This window comes from Hyphomicrobium methylovorum (assembly GCF_013626205.1).
Lineage (GTDB): Bacteria > Pseudomonadota > Alphaproteobacteria > Rhizobiales > Hyphomicrobiaceae > Hyphomicrobium_B > Hyphomicrobium_B methylovorum.
This window is the reverse complement of record NZ_QHJE01000001.1, coordinates 595,001-614,276: the sequence shown is the minus strand read 5'-3', so window position 1 is coordinate 614,276 and position 19,276 is coordinate 595,001. Positions and strand designations below refer to the sequence as shown.

18 protein-coding genes are annotated in these 19,276 nt (G+C 59.6%); 11 read left to right on the top strand and 7 right to left on the bottom strand.

Going from position 1 to position 19,276, the window contains the following annotated elements; all coding sequences use genetic code 11:
• Window positions 1–15 precede the first annotated feature (15 nt).
• Window positions 16–723 (bottom strand): carbonic anhydrase family protein, encoded by a 708-nt coding sequence (locus DLM45_RS03150; RefSeq protein ID WP_181335536.1) that lies wholly within the window; start codon window positions 721–723, stop codon window positions 16–18.
• A gap of 687 nt (window positions 724–1,410) precedes the next feature.
• Between DLM45_RS03150 and DLM45_RS03145 the strand changes: the two genes are divergently transcribed.
• Together DLM45_RS03145 and DLM45_RS03140 are read left to right on the top strand one after the other, a co-directional pair.
• Window positions 1,411–2,349 carry an anti-phage phospholipase gene (locus DLM45_RS03145; RefSeq protein WP_181335535.1) on the top strand — a complete coding sequence of 313 codons (939 nt, stop codon included), beginning with the start codon at window positions 1,411–1,413 and terminating at the stop codon, window positions 2,347–2,349.
• An 11-nt stretch (window positions 2,350–2,360) separates the two neighbouring features.
• Window positions 2,361–3,248 carry an anti-phage nucleotidyltransferase gene (locus tag DLM45_RS03140; RefSeq protein WP_181335534.1) on the top strand — a complete coding sequence of 296 codons (888 nt, stop codon included), beginning with the start codon at window positions 2,361–2,363 and terminating at the stop codon, window positions 3,246–3,248.
• 192 nt (window positions 3,249–3,440) lie between these two features.
• Here DLM45_RS03140 and DLM45_RS03135 read toward each other — a convergent pair whose 3' ends face one another.
• From DLM45_RS03135 to uvrA, 3 genes are all read right to left on the bottom strand, one after another.
• The gene (locus DLM45_RS03135; RefSeq protein ID WP_181335533.1) at window positions 3,441–3,914 is read right to left on the bottom strand and encodes a VOC family protein; all 474 of its coding nucleotides are present in this window, start codon (window positions 3,912–3,914) and stop codon (window positions 3,441–3,443) included.
• Window positions 3,915–4,036: 122 nt separating this feature from the next.
• On the bottom strand, window positions 4,037–4,603 hold the full coding sequence (locus tag DLM45_RS03130) for a cupin domain-containing protein (protein ID WP_181335532.1): 567 nt from the start codon (window positions 4,601–4,603) through the stop codon (window positions 4,037–4,039).
• Window positions 4,604–4,605: 2 nt separating this feature from the next.
• Window positions 4,606–7,608, bottom strand: coding sequence for an excinuclease ABC subunit UvrA (uvrA, locus tag DLM45_RS03125; RefSeq protein ID WP_425485191.1), 3,003 nt, complete (start codon window positions 7,606–7,608; stop codon window positions 4,606–4,608).
• Window positions 7,609–8,085: 477 nt separating this feature from the next.
• Between uvrA and DLM45_RS03120 the strand changes: the two genes are divergently transcribed.
• The gene (locus DLM45_RS03120; protein ID WP_181335531.1) at window positions 8,086–8,706 is read left to right on the top strand and encodes a hypothetical protein; all 621 of its coding nucleotides are present in this window, start codon (window positions 8,086–8,088) and stop codon (window positions 8,704–8,706) included.
• Window positions 8,707–9,818: 1,112 nt separating this feature from the next.
• Here the strand turns inward: DLM45_RS03120 and DLM45_RS03115 are convergent.
• The gene (locus tag DLM45_RS03115) at window positions 9,819–10,187 is read right to left on the bottom strand and encodes a YkgJ family cysteine cluster protein (protein ID WP_181335530.1); all 369 of its coding nucleotides are present in this window, start codon (window positions 10,185–10,187) and stop codon (window positions 9,819–9,821) included.
• A 393-nt stretch (window positions 10,188–10,580) separates the two neighbouring features.
• On the opposite strand from DLM45_RS03115, the gene DLM45_RS03110 reads away from it, so the two are divergent.
• On the top strand, window positions 10,581–11,102 hold the full coding sequence (locus DLM45_RS03110) for a single-stranded DNA-binding protein (protein ID WP_181335529.1): 522 nt from the start codon (window positions 10,581–10,583) through the stop codon (window positions 11,100–11,102).
• A 107-nt stretch (window positions 11,103–11,209) separates the two neighbouring features.
• On the opposite strand, the gene DLM45_RS03105 is transcribed toward DLM45_RS03110, so the two are convergent.
• Together DLM45_RS03105 and DLM45_RS03100 are read right to left on the bottom strand one after the other, a co-directional pair.
• The gene (locus DLM45_RS03105; protein ID WP_181335528.1) at window positions 11,210–11,587 is read right to left on the bottom strand and encodes a c-type cytochrome; all 378 of its coding nucleotides are present in this window, start codon (window positions 11,585–11,587) and stop codon (window positions 11,210–11,212) included.
• A 139-nt stretch (window positions 11,588–11,726) separates the two neighbouring features.
• On the bottom strand, window positions 11,727–12,359 hold the full coding sequence (locus DLM45_RS03100) for a PRC-barrel domain-containing protein (protein WP_181335527.1): 633 nt from the start codon (window positions 12,357–12,359) through the stop codon (window positions 11,727–11,729).
• Between the two features lie 321 nt (window positions 12,360–12,680).
• Here DLM45_RS03100 and gyrA point away from each other — a divergent pair, with 321 nt between their 5' ends.
• The 7 genes from gyrA (at window position 12,681) to queA (ending at window position 19,260) form a co-directional block, all read left to right on the top strand.
• Window positions 12,681–15,437: a DNA gyrase subunit A gene (gene gyrA / locus DLM45_RS03095; RefSeq protein WP_181335526.1), complete on the top strand. Its 2,757-nt coding sequence runs from the start codon at window positions 12,681–12,683 to the stop codon at window positions 15,435–15,437.
• A gap of 101 nt (window positions 15,438–15,538) precedes the next feature.
• Window positions 15,539–16,063 carry a pantetheine-phosphate adenylyltransferase gene (gene coaD / locus DLM45_RS03090; protein ID WP_181335525.1) on the top strand — a complete coding sequence of 175 codons (525 nt, stop codon included), beginning with the start codon at window positions 15,539–15,541 and terminating at the stop codon, window positions 16,061–16,063.
• Between the two features lie 27 nt (window positions 16,064–16,090).
• Entirely contained in the window at window positions 16,091–16,495 is a 405-nt protein-coding gene (locus DLM45_RS03085; RefSeq protein ID WP_181335524.1) for an MGMT family protein, read from the top strand.
• A gap of 141 nt (window positions 16,496–16,636) precedes the next feature.
• Window positions 16,637–17,176, top strand: coding sequence for a peptidylprolyl isomerase (locus DLM45_RS03080; RefSeq protein ID WP_181335523.1), 540 nt, complete (start codon window positions 16,637–16,639; stop codon window positions 17,174–17,176).
• Window positions 17,177–17,248: 72 nt separating this feature from the next.
• Window positions 17,249–17,725 carry a peptidylprolyl isomerase gene (locus DLM45_RS03075; protein WP_181335522.1) on the top strand — a complete coding sequence of 159 codons (477 nt, stop codon included), beginning with the start codon at window positions 17,249–17,251 and terminating at the stop codon, window positions 17,723–17,725.
• Entirely contained in the window at window positions 17,725–18,138 is a 414-nt protein-coding gene (locus tag DLM45_RS03070) for a DUF423 domain-containing protein (protein WP_181335521.1), read from the top strand. The genes DLM45_RS03075 and DLM45_RS03070 overlap by 1 nt, the downstream gene beginning before the upstream one ends.
• Window positions 18,139–18,156: 18 nt before the next feature.
• Entirely contained in the window at window positions 18,157–19,260 is a 1,104-nt protein-coding gene (gene queA, locus DLM45_RS03065) for a tRNA preQ1(34) S-adenosylmethionine ribosyltransferase-isomerase QueA (protein ID WP_181335520.1), read from the top strand.
• Window positions 19,261–19,276 lie beyond the last annotated feature (16 nt).

Below are 19,276 nucleotides of genomic sequence, written 5' to 3'. Positions count from 1 at the left end.
TACAAACAAAGCTCCTCACTCCAGAAACGCGATCCGCCCGGTCGCGACGTCGTGCATCGCCGACACGATCTTGAGCTGCTTGGCGGCGACGCGGCCGCGAAGAACGTCGCTCATGTCTGACAGCCGTTCCACGCCGAGGCGGGCATTGGCGATCGCCACCTGTTGCACGAAATCGGCGTTCTTCGACGTATGCTCGCCGGGAACGTTCTTGCAGGCTTCAACCGCGGGCTTGATCTTCGCCAGGAGCTGCGTGAGCTCGCCAAGCTCTGCGCCGTCGATCGCGCCCTTGATCGCGCCGCACTCGCTATGGCCGAGAACCACGATCAGTTGCGCGCCAGAGATCTTCGTCGCGAACTCGGAGCTGCCGACAATATCATCGTTGATGACGTTGCCCGCCACGCGAGCGCTGAAGAGGTCGCCGATGCGCTGGTCGAACACAAGCTCGGGCGGCACGCGAGAATCGATGCAGCCGATCACGATGGCCGACGGGAATTGTCCGTACGAGGTTGCACGCACTTGCTCGACCAAATCGCAATTGCGCATGTTCCGCGAAACGAAACGCTCGTTTCCGGCCTTGAGTTTTTCGAGCGCGGCGTCGGGCGAGAGAACCGCTTGCCGTTCGCGCGTCAGCGCCGCGCATTGATCGGCGGCGAACGATCGGTCGAAGGTCAGCAGGCTCGCGGTGATAGCGGCGCCGCAGCAGAAATGTCGTCGAGAAAGCATCGCGCATCCTCCTTACGTTGACGCCCGAATAGGACGACCAAGTCTTTAGCAAGGTGTTAGCAGCGCTGGTTAATAAGCACAGATTTAAAGAGACGCCTACGGATGAGCTGTGCACTGCACACGGCGGGATCTATCACGCGGCGGAAGACGCGCCATCCGGCCGGCTCCGCGAAGCGGAGTCGTTGGCGCCATCAATAAACGCGCACGGCGGCCGGCTCCCGGAACGGGAGTCGCCGTGCGCCATCAATTAAGCACGAAGCGGCCGGGTCACGCGGCGTAGGCAGTCGCAAATCGAAGTCTCAGAACCGGTCCGCTCCGTGACAGACCGAGAACAGGGTTCCGACCAGATCACTTAATGAAGCGGGATGCTCCGCACACGGGCTTCTCACCCCGTGCGGACCCGATCCTTCGCCTTGTCCGCATCACGCGCATTCCGCGAGCGGCAACGCGCCCGGCGGCCGGTTCGACGAAGAAGAGTCGCCGGGCGCAATCAAAAGCTCCTTCCCCACCCGAGCCCCGCGCGACGCCTCGCCCGCAGCCCTTGCCGGATGGGTGAGGAGATTGTACCGTGTACTGAAGAAGTGGGGATAAGATTTTTATGGGAATGGCAATCGCAGTTTGGTGCCATAATAAAAGGCGCTAGCTAGCTGCTTCGGGGGGGAGGCACTTAGGCCTCAAATGGAGCCAATGGCCGATTTCTCAGCCGAAAGGCCATGCCGCATTCTGAGCTTGGATGGAGGAGGAGCTAAAGGCTTCTATACTCTCGGTGTCCTGCGCGAGATCGAGGGTATGGTGAAAAGCCGCTTACACGAAAAATTTGACCTCATTTTCGGTACGAGTACCGGTGCAATTATCGCCGCTCTCCTGGCGCTCGGGAAAAGTGTGAAGGACATCAGCGACCTTTACGAGGATAACGTCCCAAAAGTAATGAAGAAGAAGAAGCGCATGAGCAAGTCGGCCGCTTTGAAAAAACTCGGAGACGACGTGTTTACGGACGCGATGTTCACCGACATGAAGACCGGCGTAGGGATCGTAACGACGCGGTGGGTCATCGAGCGGCCCATGATCTTCAAAACGAGCGTCGAACAGGCTCATGGTAGGAAAGGAACTTTCTCACCCGGCTTCGGCGTGAAGGTTTCGGACGCGGTCCAGGCATCGTGCTCGGCATACCCGTTCTTCGAGCGGAAGACGGTGAAGACGGATATGGGAGACCTCATCGAACTCATTGATGGCGGATACTGCGCAAACAACCCAACCCTTTACGCCATCTCAGAAGCTATCATGGCCCTGAAGCTCTCTCCCGAACACCTCCGCGTCGTGAGCTGCGGTGTAGGCGTATACCCTTCGCCGAAGCAATCGTGGTTTGGCACAACGAAGTGGGCGCAAAAGCTTCCGAGTGTTCAACTTCTCCAAAAGACATTGGAGATTAACACGCAGTCTATGGATCAGCTCCGGCACGTTCTATATCAGCACGTCCCGACTGTTCGGATCAGCGACACGTTCGAGCAGCCCGAAATGGCGACGGACTTGTTCGAGCACAATTGTACGAAGCTCAACATTCTGCGCCAGCGAGGAAGAGAGTCTTTCGCGAAGGCCGAAACCGATTTGAAAAGAATTCTTTTGTAGGAACCAGTTTTATGATTTCCGAGGATCAGCTCAAGACTTGGGGCAAGCAAGGCTCGACCGGGCAGTTCACGGCGACACATGACACCTTGAAGACCTGGCTCAACGATAGCAACTCGCCTTTCTGCACGAAGGATTTTAGCATCTTCCTACAAGGGTCGTACAAGAACGATACCAACATCTATGGCGATAGTGACGTGGATGTCGTGATCCAACTCAATCAGACCTTTTACCCGGATCTCTCGATCCTGACTGATGAAGAGGAGCAACTATGGAAGGCCGCGCATTCTGATGCGGAGTACACGCTCAAGCAGTTTAAAAACGACGTGACGAGCTGGCTCGTGAAGAAGTACGGAAGCGACGTCCAGACCGGCACAAAGGCGATTTGTATTAAGGGCAATGGCAATCGGCGGAACGCAGACGTGCTCGTGTGCTGTAAACACCGCCGCTATGAGCGTTTCAGAAGCTTGAACGATCAGAGTTGTCAGGACGGAATTTCATTCTTCAATTCGAGCGGCGTGCGGATCGACAATTTCCCAAAACAGCATAGGGATAATTGCGCGAAAAAGCATAGGCACAGCAACAACTGGTTCAAACACACAGCACGAATTTACAAAAATCTACGTAACACCATGATTGAGAAAAATGTGATTGAAGACAATCTAGCGCCCTCGTACTTCATCGAAGGTCTATTGTGGAACGTCCCGCTCGATCGCTTCGGGGGTACAGAGCAACAAAACCTTTTCGATACGTTGGATTGGCTGTGGAACGCGGATCGCAGCAAATTCGTTTGTGCAAATGATCTCTGCTCCTTATTCCATCCCACATCGCTCGTGACTTGGCGCGCCGAGAAGTGCAAAAAATTTCTCAGCAAGGCCATCGGCTACTGGGAAGCTGCCTAGCCGACGCGGCGGAGCGTCGGCCGCCACGCGTGTCCCCCAACCCGGCAATGCCCTCAGAGCCTCTGAATAGGCTTGATGACGCCCTCGCACTTCCCCAGCGGGAGATGGGGACGGCAATATTCCGCCGACTGCTTTTCGGTTTCTGATAGGCGCTCGTCGGCTCCTGTTCCGGGAGCCGGCCGCCTCCCGCCTTCACCCCCGCCTTGCCCGCTCAATCGCGGCAACATCGATCTTCCGCATCGTGAGCATCGCGTCGAACGCGCGTTTGGCTTCGGCGCCACCGGCGGCCATCGCGTCGGTCAGCACGCGCGGCGTGATCTGCCAATTGATGCCCCACTTGTCCTTGCACCAGCCGCACATGCTTTCCTGTCCGCCGTTGCCGACGATGGCGTTCCAGTAGCGGTCGGTCTCGGCTTGATCTTCGGTGCTGATCTGGAACGAGAACGCTTCGCTGTGCGGTTTCCCTGGTCCGCCGTTGAGGCCCATGCACGGAATTCCGGCGACGGTGAAATCGACGACGAGCGCGTCGCCCGCCTTGCCGGATGGGTAATCGCTCGGCGCGCGGTGAACGGCCAGCAGCGCGCTGTCGGGGAATGTCTCGGCGTAGAAGCGGGCGGCGGCTTCGGCGTCCTTGTCGTACCAGACGCAAATTCGGTTTTTGGACATCGGGTTTCCTTTTCTGAACGGTGGGTTCTTATCGGAGCAGGCGCTTCGTTCTTCTAAGACGATCTTGCCCGGTCCGTTCCGACATCCGCCCAAACTTTTCTTCCGATGCCCGTCTTCGCCGCTCACCTCGGGGAGAGGGAGCGACGGCGCTGCTGCTTAGGCTGTCTCCCTGCAGAGAAGGCGGATGGCCTCATTCCGCGTTGGGACGCCAGCCTTAGTCGGCCGTCTTTGTGGGTGAAGTCCCAAGTGTTGTCGGCACCGAGCGCGGCTTTGATGTCGTCGTTGGGATAACTGCCCTCATCGCCAGGCGTGCGATCTCCAACTTCGAGATAGATCACCGGGCCGGTGCTGCGATTGACGAGATGATGCGCGACGCCGCCAGCGGCAAACCCCGCGCACATCCTGGGGGCGAATTCGACTTCGCCAGCGTCCGTCACGAGCGTCGGCGTGCCTTCGAGAATGTAAACGAATTCGTCCTGCTTGCTGTGGCGATGCAGCAGCGCGGACTCGCCGCCGGGCAGCAGCGTCGTGAGATTCACACCGAAGTTTCTGAGGCCAAAGATGTCGCCGAGGGGCCGCTTCTCGCGCATTCCCATGCGGCTGAAGAATGGTTCGCGATAGTTCGATGGTATGGTCCGAAGCGGAGCGTTCTCGGCTGTGATCGCGAGTGGTGGTTCCGCTTCGGGCATGGCTACTCCGCGGCTTGCTTCTTCAGTTTCTTGGCGTCCCTGTTCGGGAGCTGGCCGCCGAGCGCGGTCTTCGGCTTGCGCGCGAGAACGGGCTTTAAGTACTGCCCCGTATAGCTTTCCTTGACCTTCGCGACGTCCTCAGGCGTGCCAGCCGCAACGATGGTGCCGCCGCCGTCGCCGCCTTCGGGGCCGAGATCGATGATCCAGTCGGCCGTCTTGATGACTTCGAGATTGTGCTCGATGACGACGACCGTGTTGCCCGCGTCCGCAAGCTCGTGCAGCACCTCGAGCAGCTTGGCGACGTCGTGGAAGTGCAGGCCCGTCGTCGGCTCGTCGAGAATGTAGAGCGTGCGGCCGGTCGCGCGGCGCGAAAGTTCCTTCGACAGCTTGATGCGTTGCGCTTCGCCGCCCGAGAGCGTCGTCGCCTGCTGGCCGATGTGGATGTAGCCGAGGCCGACGCGCGCCAGCGTTTCAAGCTTGTCGCGGATCGATGGCACCGCTTTGAAGAACTCCGCGCCTTCCTCGACGGTCATGTCGAGAACGTCGGCGATGGACTTCTCCTTGAAAGTGACGGCGAGCGTCTCGCGATTGTAGCGCTTGCCCTTGCATTCCTCGCACGTCACGTAGACGTCCGGCAGGAAGTGCATCTCGATCTTGATGACACCGTCGCCCTGGCAGGCTTCGCAGCGTCCGCCTTTGACGTTGAACGAAAAGCGCCCCGGCTCGTAGCCGCGCGTCTTCGATTCCGGCAGTCCGGCGAACCATTCGCGGATCGGCGTGAAGGCGCCCGTGTACGTCGCCGGATTGGAGCGCGGCGTGCGGCCGATCGGGCTTTGGTCGATGTCGATGATCTTATCGAAGTGCTCGATGCCGGTGATCTTGTCGTATTCGCCGGGATGATCCTTCGCGTTGTTGAGCTTGCGCGCCACGGCCTTGAAGATCGTGTCGATCAGCAGCGTGGATTTCCCGCCGCCCGAGACGCCGGTGATGCACGTGAGCAGCCCAACCGGTATCGACGCCGAGACGTCCTTCAGGTTGTTCGAGCGCGCGCCGGTAACGGAGAGCATGCGCTTGGGATCAGGCGCGCGGTGCGTCTTCGGAATGGGAACGTAGCGCGTGCCGGAGAGATAGTCGCCGGTGATGCTGGTCGGCGTCGCCATGATGTCGGCGGGTGTGCCCTGCGCGATGACTTCGCCGCCGTGGATGCCCGCGCCCGGTCCAATGTCGACGACGTGGTCCGCCGTCATGATCGCGTCTTCATCATGCTCGACGACGATGACGGTGTTGCCGATGTCGCGAAGATGCTTGAGCGTTTCAAGCAGCCGCGCGTTATCGCGCTGATGCAACCCGATCGACGGTTCATCGAGAACGTACAGCACGCCGGTCAGCCCCGACCCGATCTGCGAGGCGAGGCGGATACGCTGAGACTCCCCGCCCGAAAGCGTGCCGGACGCGCGCGAAAGCGTCAGGTATTGCAGGCCGACGTCGTTGAGGAACTTCAGCCGGTCGCGGATCTCTTTCAGGATGCGTGTGGCGATCTCGGTCTGCTGCTTCGTGAATGTATTCGGAATCTCGGCGAACCAGTCGTTCGCGGTTCTGATCGAGAGATCGCAGACTTCGCCGATATGCTTGCCGCCGATCTTGACTGCGAGCGCCTGCGGTTTGAGGCGATAGCCATTGCACGCTTCGCACGGATGCGCCGCCTGATAGCGCGAGAGTTCTTCGCGCACCCAATCGGAATCCGTTTCCTTAAAGCGCCGCGCGATGTTGCCGATCACGCCCTCGAACGCTTTCTCGGTCGAATAATTGCGTGTGCCGTCCCAGTACGTGAAGACGACGTCTTCATCGCCCGAGCCGTAGAGGATCGCGAGCTGCACATGCTTCGGCAGACGCTCCCACGGCGTCTTCATCGATACCTTGTAGTGCTTCGCGAGGCTTTCCAGCGTCTGCTCGTAGTAAGGCGAGGAGGCGCCCGTTTTCGCCCACGGGAAAACAGCGCCCTTTTCGAGGCTCAGCGATCCGTCGGGCACAACGAGGTCGGGCTCGAAGCGGAGTTCCGAGCCGAGACCGTCGCAGACCGGGCAAGCACCCGCAGGCGCGTTGAACGAGAAGAGACGCGGTTCGATTTCGTCGATCGTGAATCCTGAGACCGGGCACGCGAACCGCTGCGAAAAGACGATGCGCTCGTGCGTGTCGTTCTTCGATTTGTTGGCGCCTTCCGTCTCTGATTTCGGCAACGCCTTATCCACGAATTCCGCAATCGCGAGACCATCGGAGAGCTTCAGTGCCTGCTCGAAACTATCCGCGAGACGCGTGCCGAGATCTTTCTTCACGACGATGCGATCCACGACGACGTCGATGTCGTGTTTGTACTTCTTGTCGAGCTTCGGCACGTCGCCGATCTCGTAAACGGTTCCGTTGACCTTGAGGCGCTGATAGCCCTTCTTCTGCCACTCGGCGATTTCCTTGCGGTACTCGCCTTTACGGCCGCGCACGACGGGAGACAACAGCAACAGACGCGTGCCTTCCGGCAATTCCAGCACGCGGTCCACCATTTGCGAAACGGTTTGGCTTTCGATCGGCAGCCCGGTCGCGGGCGAATACGGAACGCCGACGCGCGCGAAGAGCAGGCGCAGATAGTCATAGATTTCGGTGACGGTGCCGACCGTCGAGCGCGGGTTCTTGCTCGTCGTCTTCTGCTCGATCGAGATGGCAGGCGACAGCCCGTCGATATGATCGACGTCCGGCTTCTGCATCATCTCGAGAAACTGCCGCGCATAAGCCGAAAGACTTTCGACATAGCGGCGCTGACCCTCGGCATAGATCGTATCGAATGCGAGAGACGATTTGCCGGAACCTGAGAGGCCCGTGAACACGACAAGCGCGTCGCGCGGGATCTCGAGATCGACGTTCTTGAGGTTGTGTTCGCGCGCGCCGCGGACGTGGATCGTCTTCATCAGATCGGACCCCGGGCGGGCGGGAGACTTCTTGGACGGTGATTTCATGGGCGAAGGTCTATCCGAGGGCCGAGGAGGCGGCAATGCGGCCGTTCAGGAAGCCAGAAATGGCATTCTCCGGGCGGATTTCAATGGAATTGCCGCGGTTGGCTGCTGTCACGCTGTCGCGGCTGAGCTGCAGGGCCGGGCGGTAAGACCGCCCATCCTCGATAGGGTGAGCGAATGGAGACGGATCGGGGATCCAGCACAAAAAGTGCCGAAGACCCGATGGCGCGTCGGCCAAAGATGACGGAAGAATTTTTCTATCGCGCCACTCCCAACCCGCCGGGCGGCCGGCTCGACGAAGGAGAGTCGCCCGGCGCCAACAGAACCTCCGTGCGGCCGGTTCGAGGAAGGAGAGTCGCCCGGAGCAAACAAAAACTCCCGCCGCCCAATACTGAATACGCGTTCACAACGCTGTATGTGTTCCGCCACAAGGCCGGTATAAGGTGCGCTCAGCCAACGACGAACAAAAAGGCCGTTTCCATGAGCGACGCTTCCCTTTCGAAACTGAGCAACCCGTCTCATCCGGTGACGCGCACTCTGACGCTCATCAAATTGCTCGTTCTCGCGGTCTCTGTCGCCGCCGCAATCCCGACCGCGCGAAACCTCTATTTCTCGTGGACGAATGGTGTGCCGTTCGATCAGGTCGATCACCGGCTAGCGCAGGCCGCTTTGTTGGAGAAGAATTTCGATTGCAAGATCGATTACCGGTCGCTGTCGATGCAGGGCAACGCGCGCATAGAAGTCGGAAGCTGCAACAAGACGGGCGACATCTCGATCCGCGTGAAATCACCGAATGGCCAAATCAACTACGAATGGATTGCGTTCGATCGGTTGCCGAAGCCGAAGTCCGTGCAATCCGCAAGCTTGATGCCATGGCTGATCGCGAGCGCTTATGCAGGCGAGCGCAAGCCGCTGCCTGAAGGGTCGTTCGAAGTTGCGCAGGACGCCAGCGTGTTGTGCCAGGCGAAGGATTCCAACAACAACATTATCCGCGTCACGCAGACCGGCAATCAATGCGTTCGCGAAACGGTCTCGATCTTCCGCGGGTCGGTTGAAAAGAGCGAGTCCGTTCCGTGCGCTACAGCTTGCCCAATCAAATAGCGCATACGATGCGCGCCTGAGCGAGCTGGCTTACATCGCAGACTTTGCAGCAAGCCGTTATTGATACCGTCTTCGTTGGATTTCACTCCGGCGAAGACGTGCTGTTTCGCAATCACGCGATGGCGTTGAAAAACCAATCGCATCGAAACTCCGTTCGCGGGCGCGAAAATCTTTCGTAAAATTTGTGATCGCGGAAGCGTCGATGATGCCTTGACGTCATGCGATTTCAGTCCCAGATTTATTGATGTTACGGTGCTGTTGTCGTCATTCGGTCCTTTGAAAGAGGCGTCTCGGCCGGCGGGTCGACGAGCCGGGGACATTGGATGGCGAGCCAGTGGGGCGCATGCGGCGAGTGAGGCTCGTGCGTTAAATGGTAAGGCAGCAAGCGTGACACGGCGAAACTGTTCGAGGAGGACTATGACTCCACCGGGTTACAAACCTGGACCTCGAGACCTGATCACGAGGTCCGCAGTTTGAAGGGCGCTCTCGAGAAATTGGCCGCGTCCAAGCAAACTGTCGTTCGCACAATTTGGAATCTTCACACGAGGGCGGATGTCCGAGTGACACACCAGAGCCTCGCTTCAAACGTCCGGTTTTAGTCTGGGCGAACCATCGAAGGTAAAACCGAACCCCGCGCGGATCCAAGGACCCGGCGGGGTTTTGATTTTTGAGCGGGTAGAGTTTTCGCTGCACCCTCGTCATCCTCGGCTGAGCGCGACTTAGTCGCCTCGAAGACCGGGGATCCAGCGCAAAAGTCGCCGAAGGCGCAAAATCGCTGATCGCACTGCGTGGAAAAAACTTGGTCGGCTTTGCCGAGTCTCACGCTGGATCCCCGGCCAACATTCGCTTCGCTCATTCGGCCGAGGATGACGGAAGAAACGCGCTGGCGGCCGGCTCGACGAAGGAGAGTCGCCAGCGCCACAGAAACTCCGGCCGGCTCGACGAAGAAGAGTCGCCAGCGCCAAGGGAGGACTTCGCCCGGCTCGACGTTCGCTCTTCGGCCGAGGATGAAGATAACATTGGTCTTCCGGCCAGAACTCACTCTCACCCCACGACTGCATCCGGCGGCCGGCTCCGCGAAGCGGAGGCGCCGGATGCAGCAAACGAGAGCCTCAATCTTTGTGATTGGTGATCGCGACGAAGGTGTCGTCGTTCTGGCAGCGCCGCTCATGCATCAGGAAGTCGTAATATCCGCAGCGCCCGGTGCCCGGATAGGCACGACAGGCACCCGGACGCGCCTTGTAGATCGTGCAGCGGCGAAGTTTGGTATCGAAGAATTGGCAGATGCGGCCGTAATGCGGATCGCGCTTGCGGCGCATCAGATACTTATGGCCGTGGCCTTCGCGCGTGAATCGCTTCTTCGCCGTGCTGTAACCGAGGTTAAAGTAGGTCGCGAGCCGCTCGACGTCGCGCTTATTGAGAGCAATGACGGGATATGAGCAGCAGTACCCGGGGCAATTGCTACAATTGTACTGGGCCATCGTGCAGTCGCGGTGCTCCGGTAAGGCGCATACAACGACGCGCGTGAACGGCTATCGCCATACTCCAACGTGAAGACCAGTCAAGCCACGTCAGCGGTGATCGTGCGCTTTCTCAACATCGCGTCACAGGAAAGTTCGAGTCGAAGGGCGGCGAGCCTTGCCTCAGCAGGTCGCGCAGCCTATATAAGAACATTAGTAGAACAACGGCGGGACGGCGCTGACTTGGGCCTGAAGGATGAAAGGTCTGTGCAAAAGCTCGATCTCGTGCGCAGCAGGCGGTCCTAACCGCTAAGGTCGCCAAGAGATTCTCGCGTCCGAAGCTGATACAACCAGCGCGGACGCCGCTATGCCGGCAGCGGATGTCGCCAACTGAAGTTTGTAGGAGATGAGCACATGGCAGGCTCGGTCAATAAAGTCATTCTCGTCGGCAACGTCGGCAAAGACCCGGAAATCCGCAGGACGCAGGACGGCCGTCCGATCGCCAACCTGAGCTTGGCGACCAGCGAGACCTGGCGCGACAAGTCCTCGGGCGAACGCAAGGAAAAGACGGAGTGGCATCGCGTCGTTATTTTCAGCGAGCCGCTGTGCAAGGTCGTCGAGCAGTACGTGCGCAAAGGCTCGAAGCTTTACATCGAAGGCGCGCTGCAAACCCGTAAGTGGACGGATCAGTCCGGCGCCGAGAAGTATTCGACCGAGGTCGTGCTGCAAGGCTTCAGCGGTACGCTGACGATGCTTGACGGTGCCGGTGGCGGTCGCGGCGCGTCCTCGGGGATGCAGGAAAGCGGTCCCGATTACGGCAACGACGGCGGTTTCGGCTCATCGTCTGGCGGAGATCAGCGTCGCGTTTCGAAGTCGAGCGGCGGCGGTAAGAGCAGCAGCTTCGATAAGGCGCTCGACGACGAAATCCCGTTCTAAGCGTTTCGCATTCGAGCGGCCGCGGGCCGCTTCAGCGTCGCCGATCCGGTATCGGGTTTATCGAACGCACATCTACAGGCGCGCATCATCCGCGTGAACGAACCCGCTCACTGCGGGTTCGATTTGAGAAATTCGATGATCTGCGAGCGGACCTTGGCGTCCGAGATGCCGACAAACGGCTTCATGTTGTTATTCGGAACGACGCTATCCGGATTGGCGATGAACTTATCCAAAGTGCCTTCATCCCAGACGATCTTCGCGTCCTTCATCGACGGCGAATAGGAATAGCCCTCAACCGATCCCGCTTTCCGGCCGATGATTCCGTGCAGGTTCGGACCAAGCCGGTTGTCGCCCTCTTTCCACGTGTGGCAGGTGCGGCAGTGATTGTTGAAGACCTGTTCGCCCGACGGCTCCTCGGCAGCGGAAGCAGCAGTTGAGAGCGCCGCCGAAAGAAGAAATGCCGCCGCGATGACGATGATCTGCATAATCAATCCTCCGTGGTTGGCATAAATCTGATCTGTAGCGGGAAATATTCCCGAATACGTTGGAAACGCAAAAGGCCCGGTACTGTTCCGTACCGGGCCTTTCAGAGATTGCGCTGGATGAATCGCGGTTAGGCGATCGTCATTGGGCAGGCTTTGCTTCCGGATGGGCCGGTTGCGCCGCAGCCTTCGCTTTGTCGATGGCCGACTGAGCGTCTTCCTTGGCCTTCTCGAGCGCGGGGCCCGCTTTTTCCTTCGCCGACTCGTAGGCGTTCACAGCGGCGTCTTTCGCCTTCTGCAGGGCGGGACCGGCATTTTCCTTGGCCGCCTCGTAGGCATCCTTCGATTTATCGCGCAGCTCTTCGCCCTTTTCCTTCGCGCGCTGCACCCAGCCCTTGGGCGGAGTGATGCGTTTGAAAGCAGGCGCGGCCGTCAGCGTTTCTTTCGTCGCCGTGGGCATGACGACGTTCATCTTGCCGTCGGTGGATTCGATGCTGAGCGCAGAAATATCGACGCCGACTTTCTTCTCGCCCACGCCAAGCAAACCACCAACTCCGACGATGACGCCGACGATTCGATTGTCGCTTTCGACAATCAGATCCTCGATGTCGCCGAAGACCTTGCCGTCGCTGCCGTGAACGTTGGCGCCGAGAAGGCGGTCTTTCGCAAGATACTGCGTCGGCTTCTGTTCAGTGAAAAAGAAGTCTCCCGCCACAGCCGGAAGCACACCGGCCGAGAGCATGAAAAAGGAGAGCGCGAGATGATGAACTTTCATCGAATGGGGTCCCTGTTGCGATGATAAGCGAAGTGCCCGGTGGTCTAACATGGCCACTGGAGCAAGACGTGGGCAGCGCTTTTACAAAGCTATCCGTCTTTAGTCGCGACAAGCTCTGAGGGCTTATGTGGATGAGCTTTGCTTAGGTCCGCCCGTGCCGTATAAAATATTGAAAACACATGACAAATTTTGGCGGGCCTGCTAGCGTCATGTCGCCGCGCCAATGGCATTCGCGCACCAGTTGGGCTAAACTCAAAACCGCATCTTCTGCGCCGCGCGCTGATACTCGCGTGCATCCCGCCTTCGAGAAAGAACTGACCTTTGACCGATAGCAGCGACGACGAGAAATCCGGCGGCCGGGAGCCGAATGACATTCGCCCGATCTCCATCGCCGAGGAGATGAAGCGCTCGTATCTCGACTACGCGATGAGCGTCATCATCAGCCGCGCGCTGCCCGATGTGCGCGATGGTCTGAAGCCGGTTCACAGGCGCATCCTTTACGCGATGAACCGCCTGCATCTCGACTGGAACAAGAAGCATATGAAGTCGTCGAAGATCGTCGGCGACACGATGGGCGACTTCCATCCGCACGGAAACATGGCGATCTATGACGCGCTTGTGCGTCTTGCGCAGGATTTCTCGATGCGCGTGCCGCTGGTCGATGGCCAGGGCAACTTCGGTTCGATCGACGGCGACCCGCCTGCCGCAGAACGCTACACGGAATCGCGTCTCGCGAAGATCTCGCAGTTCCTGCTCGACGATCTCGACAACGACACGGTCGAATTTCGCGATAACTACGACGGCCGCTTGCAAGAACCGAGCGTGCTCCCGGCGAAATTTCCGAACCTGCTCGTCAACGGCGCGGGCGGCATCGCCGTCGGCATGGCGACGAACATTCCGCCGCATAACCTGGGCGAGATCATCGACGCCTGCATCGCAGAGCTCGACAATCCCGAAATCACGATCGATGAGCTGACGCAGATCGTTCAAGGCCCAGACTTCCCGACGGCCGGTCTGATCCTCGGCCGCGGCGGCATCCTCTCGGCCTACCACAAAGGCCGCGGCTCGATCATCATGCGCGCGCGCGTCAACATCGAGCACATCCGGAAGGATCGCGAAGCGCTGATCGTTACCGAAATTCCGTATCAGGTGAACAAGCGCGTCCTGATCGAGAAGATTGCCGATCTCGTGCGCGAGAAGAAGATCGAAGGCATCTCCGATCTCTGGGACGAGTCGAACCGCGAAGGCATCCGCATCGTTGTCGAGCTGAAGCGCGACGCCGTCGCCGACGTGGTTCTCAATAACCTCTACAAGTATTCCGATCTGCAGACGACGTTCGGCGCCAACATGCTGGCGATCAACGGCGGCCGTCCGGAAAGTCTGACGCTGCGTGACATGATCACGGCGTTCACCGCGTTCCGTCAGGATGTCGTCACGCGGCGCGTGAAGCATTTGCTGAATAAGGCGCGCGATCGCGCTCACGTCCTCGTCGGCCTCGCGATTGCCGTCGCCAACATCGACGAAGTCATCAAGCTCATTCGCCATTCCGCTTCGCCCGCTGAGGCCAAGCAGGAATTGATGGCGCGTGACTGGCCCGCGAAAGACATGGCGCCGCTGATCGAATTGATCGCAGACCCGCGCCACACGCTTTCGTCCGGGGGCACCTACAAACTTTCGGAAGAGCAGGCGAAAGCAATCCTCGAACTTCGTCTCGCGCGCCTCACCGCACTTGGCCGCGACGAGATCGCGGACGAATTGAACAAGATCGCGATCGAGATCAGAGAGTATCTTGCGATATTGGCATCGCGTGCGCGCGTCGTCGAAATCGTCAAGGGCGAGTTGACCGCGATCCGCGATGAGTTCGCAACGCCGCGCAAGACCGAAATCGTCGACATCGAAGGCGAGGTCGAAGACGAAGACCTCATTCAGCGCGAAGATTGCGTCGTCACCGTCAGCCACAAGGGCTATATCAAGCGCGTTCCGCTCGCGACGTACCGGGCGCAGAAGCGCGGCGGCAAGGGCCGCTCCGGCATGGCGACGCGTGACGAGGATTTCGTCACCCAGCTCTTCGTAACGTCGACGCACACGCCGGTGCTGTTCTTCTCTTCGCGCGGCATGTGCTACCGCATGAAGGTGTGGCGTCTGCCGGCGGCATCTCCGCAATCGACGGGCAAAGCGCTCGTCAACCTGCTGCCGTTGAGCCAGGGCGAAGTCATCACCTCGATCCTGCCGCTGCCGGAAGACAGCTCAACCTGGGGCGAACTCGAACTCATCTTCGCGACGCGCAGCGGAAACGTGCGGCGCAACGCGCTCACCGATTTCGAGAGCATCAATCGCAACGGCAAGATCGCGATGAAGCTGGATGAAGGCGACAGCATCATCCAGGTCGCGATCGCACGCCCCGAGCAGGATGTGCTGCTGACAGCCGCGGGCGGCCAATGCATCCGCTTCCTCATCGGCGACGAGATCCGCCTATTCAAAGGCCGTGACTCGACGGGCGTTCGCGGTATTCGCCTCGAAGAGGGTGACGAAGTCATCTCGATGGCGATCCTCGATCACTTCAGCGCACCGGCTGAAGAACGCACCGCCTATCTGAAGCAGGCGAATGCGCTGCGCCGGTCCGACGAGGCGGAAGACGCCGAAGTCATAGCCGAGACGGATACCGAAGCTGATCCCGAAGAGGTATCGGCCGACGCGGTGACGTTGCCGCCCGAACGGTTTGCCGAGATGCAGGCAGCGGAGCAATTCGTACTGACGGTTTCGCGAAACGGCTTCGGCAAGCGCACGTCGTCGTATGAGTTCCGCACCTCGGGTCGTGGCGGCAAGGGCATCCTCGCGATGGTTGCCAACGACAGAAACGGTCGCTTGCTCGCGTCGTTCCCAATTGGCGAAAGCGATCAGATAATGCTGGTAACAGACGCCGGTCAGCTCATCCGCTGCCCAGTTGATGGCATCCGCATCGCGGGCCGCAATACGCAGGGCGTGCGCATCTTCAAAACGGATGCCGACGAAAAGGTCGTATCGGTGGAGCGCATAACCGAGGAAAACGCTGAGAACGGCGAAGCGTCCGAAGCATGATAAAACGGCAATGACGATGCCTGATGCGAAAGGCTTAGGTTAATTTCCGATTGTCTCCGGATAAGCTTGCTCTCACAGCAAAAGCGAAGCTAAGAGTGCCTATGGCATCGAAGCGACAAGCGACAAGCGAGCGCAAGGCGAAAACGGGCTTCTATTCGGGCTCCTTCGATCCGGTGACTCTCGGCCATACCGATGTTATTCGCCGCGCGGCCGGAATTGTTGATCGCCTTGTAATTGGTATCGGCAACAATCCAGGCAAAACGCCGATGTTTTCGACGGCTGATCGCGTGGCGATGCTCGAAGACGAGCTTCGTCCGATTGCTGACGAGACGGGCACGGACATCGCTGTCGTTACGTTTACTGGCCTCGCCGTCGATGCTGCAGCTGCACATGACGCAACTGTCATTATTCGTGGATTGCGTGACGGCACAGACTTCGACTACGAAATGCAGATGGCGGGCATGAACGGCGACATGGCACCCACCATTCAAACGGTTTACGTCGCTGCGTCGCCAGCGGTTCGTCATATAGCGGCAAACCTCGTTCGCGCGGTCGTCTCCATGGGAGGCGATCCATCACCATTCGTATCGAAGCACGTTTTGAGGCGCCTAAAAGACTGCAAGTAAGATCCGCTCAAGCAACTGAAGAAGTGAATGTCGATAATCATTCGCGTTAAATCGGAGCTTCTCTCGCTGTTGCGCAGTGTGCCGTCTGGCCGGGTGACGACCACCGAAGCGCTGGGTTATCGGATCGGCGTATCGCCGCCCTTGGTTCAATCGCTGCTGGCCCATTTGACGGAAGAAGAACGCGACTACGTTCCTTGGCATCGTGTCGTTGCAAAAGGCGGCGCTATAGGCCGCGGACCTAATCGCGATCGTCAATTCGCGCTTTTGATCCGCGAAGGCGTACACGTCTCGCCCGCTGGCATCATTCATGATCTGACGCGCTATCTGGCCGGAGATCCCTATTCATCGACCCCAGAACCCGCTGATTCCGCAGGCCCCGAGAAAGAAACGGCAGGGCAATTGTCGCGCTCGCGCGGAATGAAGCATTACTGATTGCCGCGCATCAGCAAACCTTGCAGGCGGGCCGTCAAATCGCCATAAGGGCGGCAACACTGCCCCAAGTGACCATCGGCCAGCCGACGTCCATTCGGCCAACGGTCTCGCAAAACCAAGATCAGCAATATGAGGAACGCCATGGTCCGTCGTTTGTCTTTTGTCGTCGCGTCCCTATTCGCCGTCGCTTTCGCGGCAGCAACGTCGGCCAATGCCGCCGGAGATAAGCTCGTTATCGAACTGCCAAGCGGCAAGGTCGTTATCCAGCTCCGCCCTGATCTCGCACCGAAGCACGTCGAGCGCGTCAAGACGCTCGCCGCTGAGGGCTTTTACAACGGCGTCAAATGGCATCGCGTGATGGAAGGCTTCATGGCTCAGACCGGCGACCCGACGGGCACCGGCATGGGCGGTTCGAAGCTTCCCGATCTGCCCGCGGAATTTTCGCAGGAACCTTATAAACGCGGCACCGTCGGCGCAGCCCGCACGGCCGATCCGAACTCCGCCAACAGCCAGTTCTTCATCTGCTTCACCGATACGGGATGCAGCGGCTTGACCGGCCAGTATACCGTCTGGGGCCAGGTCATTTCCGGCATGGAAAACGTCGACAAGATCAAGCGTGGCGAAGAAGGTTCCGGCACCGTCACGGATCCAGATACGATGGTGAAGGTTTACGTGGAATAGCGGCGTCTACGTCACGTCGCTTGCGCGCGCTCCATCGCGGAGCGCAACCAACTCTCCGAGAAAGGATGGCCTATGGCCGACTACAAAGACCCTGAAAACACGCTCCTGATCGAAACCAGCAAAGGCCCCGTCGTGATCGAGCTTCGCCCCGATCTCGCGCCAAAGCACGTCGAGCGCATCAAGACGCTGGCGCGCGAAGGCTTCTACGATGGCATCGTATTCCATCGCGTCATTCCAGGCTTCATGGCGCAGACCGGTTGCCCGCAGGGCCGCGGCACGGGCGGATCGAAACTCCCGAACCTTCCCGCTGAATTCAACACCGAATCCCACGTCCGTGGTGTCTGCTCGATGGCACGTGCGTCCGACCCGAATTCGGCGAACAGCCAATTCTTCATCTGCTTCGACGACGCGTCGTTCCTCGACAAGCAATACACCGTCTGGGGCAAGGTGATCGAAGGCATGGACAGCGTTGACAAGATCAACAAGGGCGAGCCCCCGCAGCAGCCGGATAAGATGATCTCGGTTCGCGTCGCTGCGGACGCCGCCTGATGTCGACGCCGACACAAGGTGAACGCCCATTCGGCGCGACTTCGGTCGCGCCGTTTCTCGCTCTCGTATGGGCAGGTCTCGCAGGCGCCAGCGGCGTAGCTCTCGCAGCCGCGGCGGCCCACAAAGTGGAAAGTCCGGCACTCGCGAGCGCCGCGACGATGCTGATTGTCCATGCGGTTCTCGCGGTCGCACTCATCGCAATCGCATTTCAGTCCCGCTGCGCCAAGCTCTGGTGGGCGACTGCATTCGGAATTCTCTTCGCCGCCTCCCTTTTCTCCGGCTCGATCGCCCTGCGCGCGCTGACCGGCGAACAGCTCTTCCCGATGTCGGCTCCGATTGGTGGTACGCTGATGATGGTCGGCTGGATCGTCATCGCGATTTTGGGTTTGGCGCACGCCGTCCGAAAGCGCTGACCGGAAAGCTGGACGCGCATGCGCACCGATCTTTTCGATTTTGAGTTGCCTGACGGCGCGATTGCCCTTCATCCGGCCGCGCCGCGGGATTCTGCGCGTCTGCTGATCGTCAAGCCGGTTGGAGGAAGTTGCGCGCGCGACGATGCCGATCTCGCTGAAAAGACCGTTCGCGATCTCCCCGATCTTCTCCAGCCAGGAGATGCGCTGGTCTTCAACAACACGCGCGTTATTCCAGCCGCGCTGTCCGGTATTCGCAACCGCGCCGGGACAGAAGCCAAAGTCGACTTCAACCTGACGAAGCGCGTGAGCGCCAATTCTTGGCGTGCGTTCGCCCGTCCGGCCAAACGTCTTGAGCCGGGTGATCGTGTACACTTCGGACACGGCGGAGAAAGCTGCTATCTCGGCACGCTGGACGCGACCGTATCCGCCAAGCTCGACGCGGGTGAAGTCGAACTCAGCTTCGATCTCTCCGGCGCATTTCTCGATGAAGCCATCGCTGCTGTCGGCGTCATGCCGCTGCCGCCATACATCGCGTTGAAGCGCCCGGCGAGAGATACCGACGTCAAAGACTATCAAACCATTTATGCCGCCAAGGATGGCGCCGTTGCCGCGCCGACCGCCGGGCTGCACTTCACGGATGAGCTACTAGCCGCGCTCGATAAGCGCGGCGTCTCCCGCCACTTCGTGACGCTGCATGTCGGTGCTGGAACCTTCCTGCCGGTGAAGGTCGACGACACGGCCGAGCACGTCATGCACTCGGAATGGGGTACGGTCTCGGCCGAAACCGCAGACGCCCTCAACGCGGTGCGCGCTCGCGGCGGACGCATCGTTGCAGTCGGCACGACGTCGCTTCGGTTGCTCGAAAGCGCGGCGCGCGATGATCGCACCATTGCGCCATGGACCGGTGACACCGCGATCTTCATCACGCCCGGCTACCGCTTCAAGGCCGTCGACCTGCTGATGACGAATTTCCACCTGCCGCGCTCGACGCTCTTCATGCTCGTCTCCGCGTTCTCCGGCCTCGGCACAATGCGCGCCGCTTACGGCCATGCCATTCACTCTGGCTACCGCTTTTATTCCTATGGCGACGCCAGCCTGCTATTTCCGGCCGAGGCAAGCTAGTTGCGCCGTGTTGAGG

Coding starts and splice junctions, on each gene's coding strand:
- DLM45_RS03150 (WP_181335536.1), bottom strand. CDS start 723: ATGCTTTCTCGACGACATTTCTGCTGCGGCGCCGCTATCACCGCGAGC.
- DLM45_RS03145 (WP_181335535.1), top strand. CDS start 1,411: ATGGCCGATTTCTCAGCCGAAAGGCCATGCCGCATTCTGAGCTTGGAT.
- DLM45_RS03140 (WP_181335534.1), top strand. CDS start 2,361: ATGATTTCCGAGGATCAGCTCAAGACTTGGGGCAAGCAAGGCTCGACC.
- DLM45_RS03135 (WP_181335533.1), bottom strand. CDS start 3,914: ATGTCCAAAAACCGAATTTGCGTCTGGTACGACAAGGACGCCGAAGCC.
- DLM45_RS03130 (WP_181335532.1), bottom strand. CDS start 4,603: ATGCCCGAAGCGGAACCACCACTCGCGATCACAGCCGAGAACGCTCCG.
- uvrA (WP_425485191.1), bottom strand. CDS start 7,608: ATGAAATCACCGTCCAAGAAGTCTCCCGCCCGCCCGGGGTCCGATCTG.
- DLM45_RS03120 (WP_181335531.1), top strand. CDS start 8,086: ATGAGCGACGCTTCCCTTTCGAAACTGAGCAACCCGTCTCATCCGGTG.
- DLM45_RS03115 (WP_181335530.1), bottom strand. CDS start 10,187: ATGGCCCAGTACAATTGTAGCAATTGCCCCGGGTACTGCTGCTCATAT.
- DLM45_RS03110 (WP_181335529.1), top strand. CDS start 10,581: ATGGCAGGCTCGGTCAATAAAGTCATTCTCGTCGGCAACGTCGGCAAA.
- DLM45_RS03105 (WP_181335528.1), bottom strand. CDS start 11,587: ATGCAGATCATCGTCATCGCGGCGGCATTTCTTCTTTCGGCGGCGCTC.
- DLM45_RS03100 (WP_181335527.1), bottom strand. CDS start 12,359: ATGAAAGTTCATCATCTCGCGCTCTCCTTTTTCATGCTCTCGGCCGGT.
- coaD (WP_181335525.1), top strand. CDS start 15,539: ATGGCATCGAAGCGACAAGCGACAAGCGAGCGCAAGGCGAAAACGGGC.
- DLM45_RS03085 (WP_181335524.1), top strand. CDS start 16,091: ATGTCGATAATCATTCGCGTTAAATCGGAGCTTCTCTCGCTGTTGCGC.
- DLM45_RS03080 (WP_181335523.1), top strand. CDS start 16,637: ATGGTCCGTCGTTTGTCTTTTGTCGTCGCGTCCCTATTCGCCGTCGCT.
- DLM45_RS03075 (WP_181335522.1), top strand. CDS start 17,249: ATGGCCGACTACAAAGACCCTGAAAACACGCTCCTGATCGAAACCAGC.
- DLM45_RS03070 (WP_181335521.1), top strand. CDS start 17,725: ATGTCGACGCCGACACAAGGTGAACGCCCATTCGGCGCGACTTCGGTC.
- queA (WP_181335520.1), top strand. CDS start 18,157: ATGCGCACCGATCTTTTCGATTTTGAGTTGCCTGACGGCGCGATTGCC.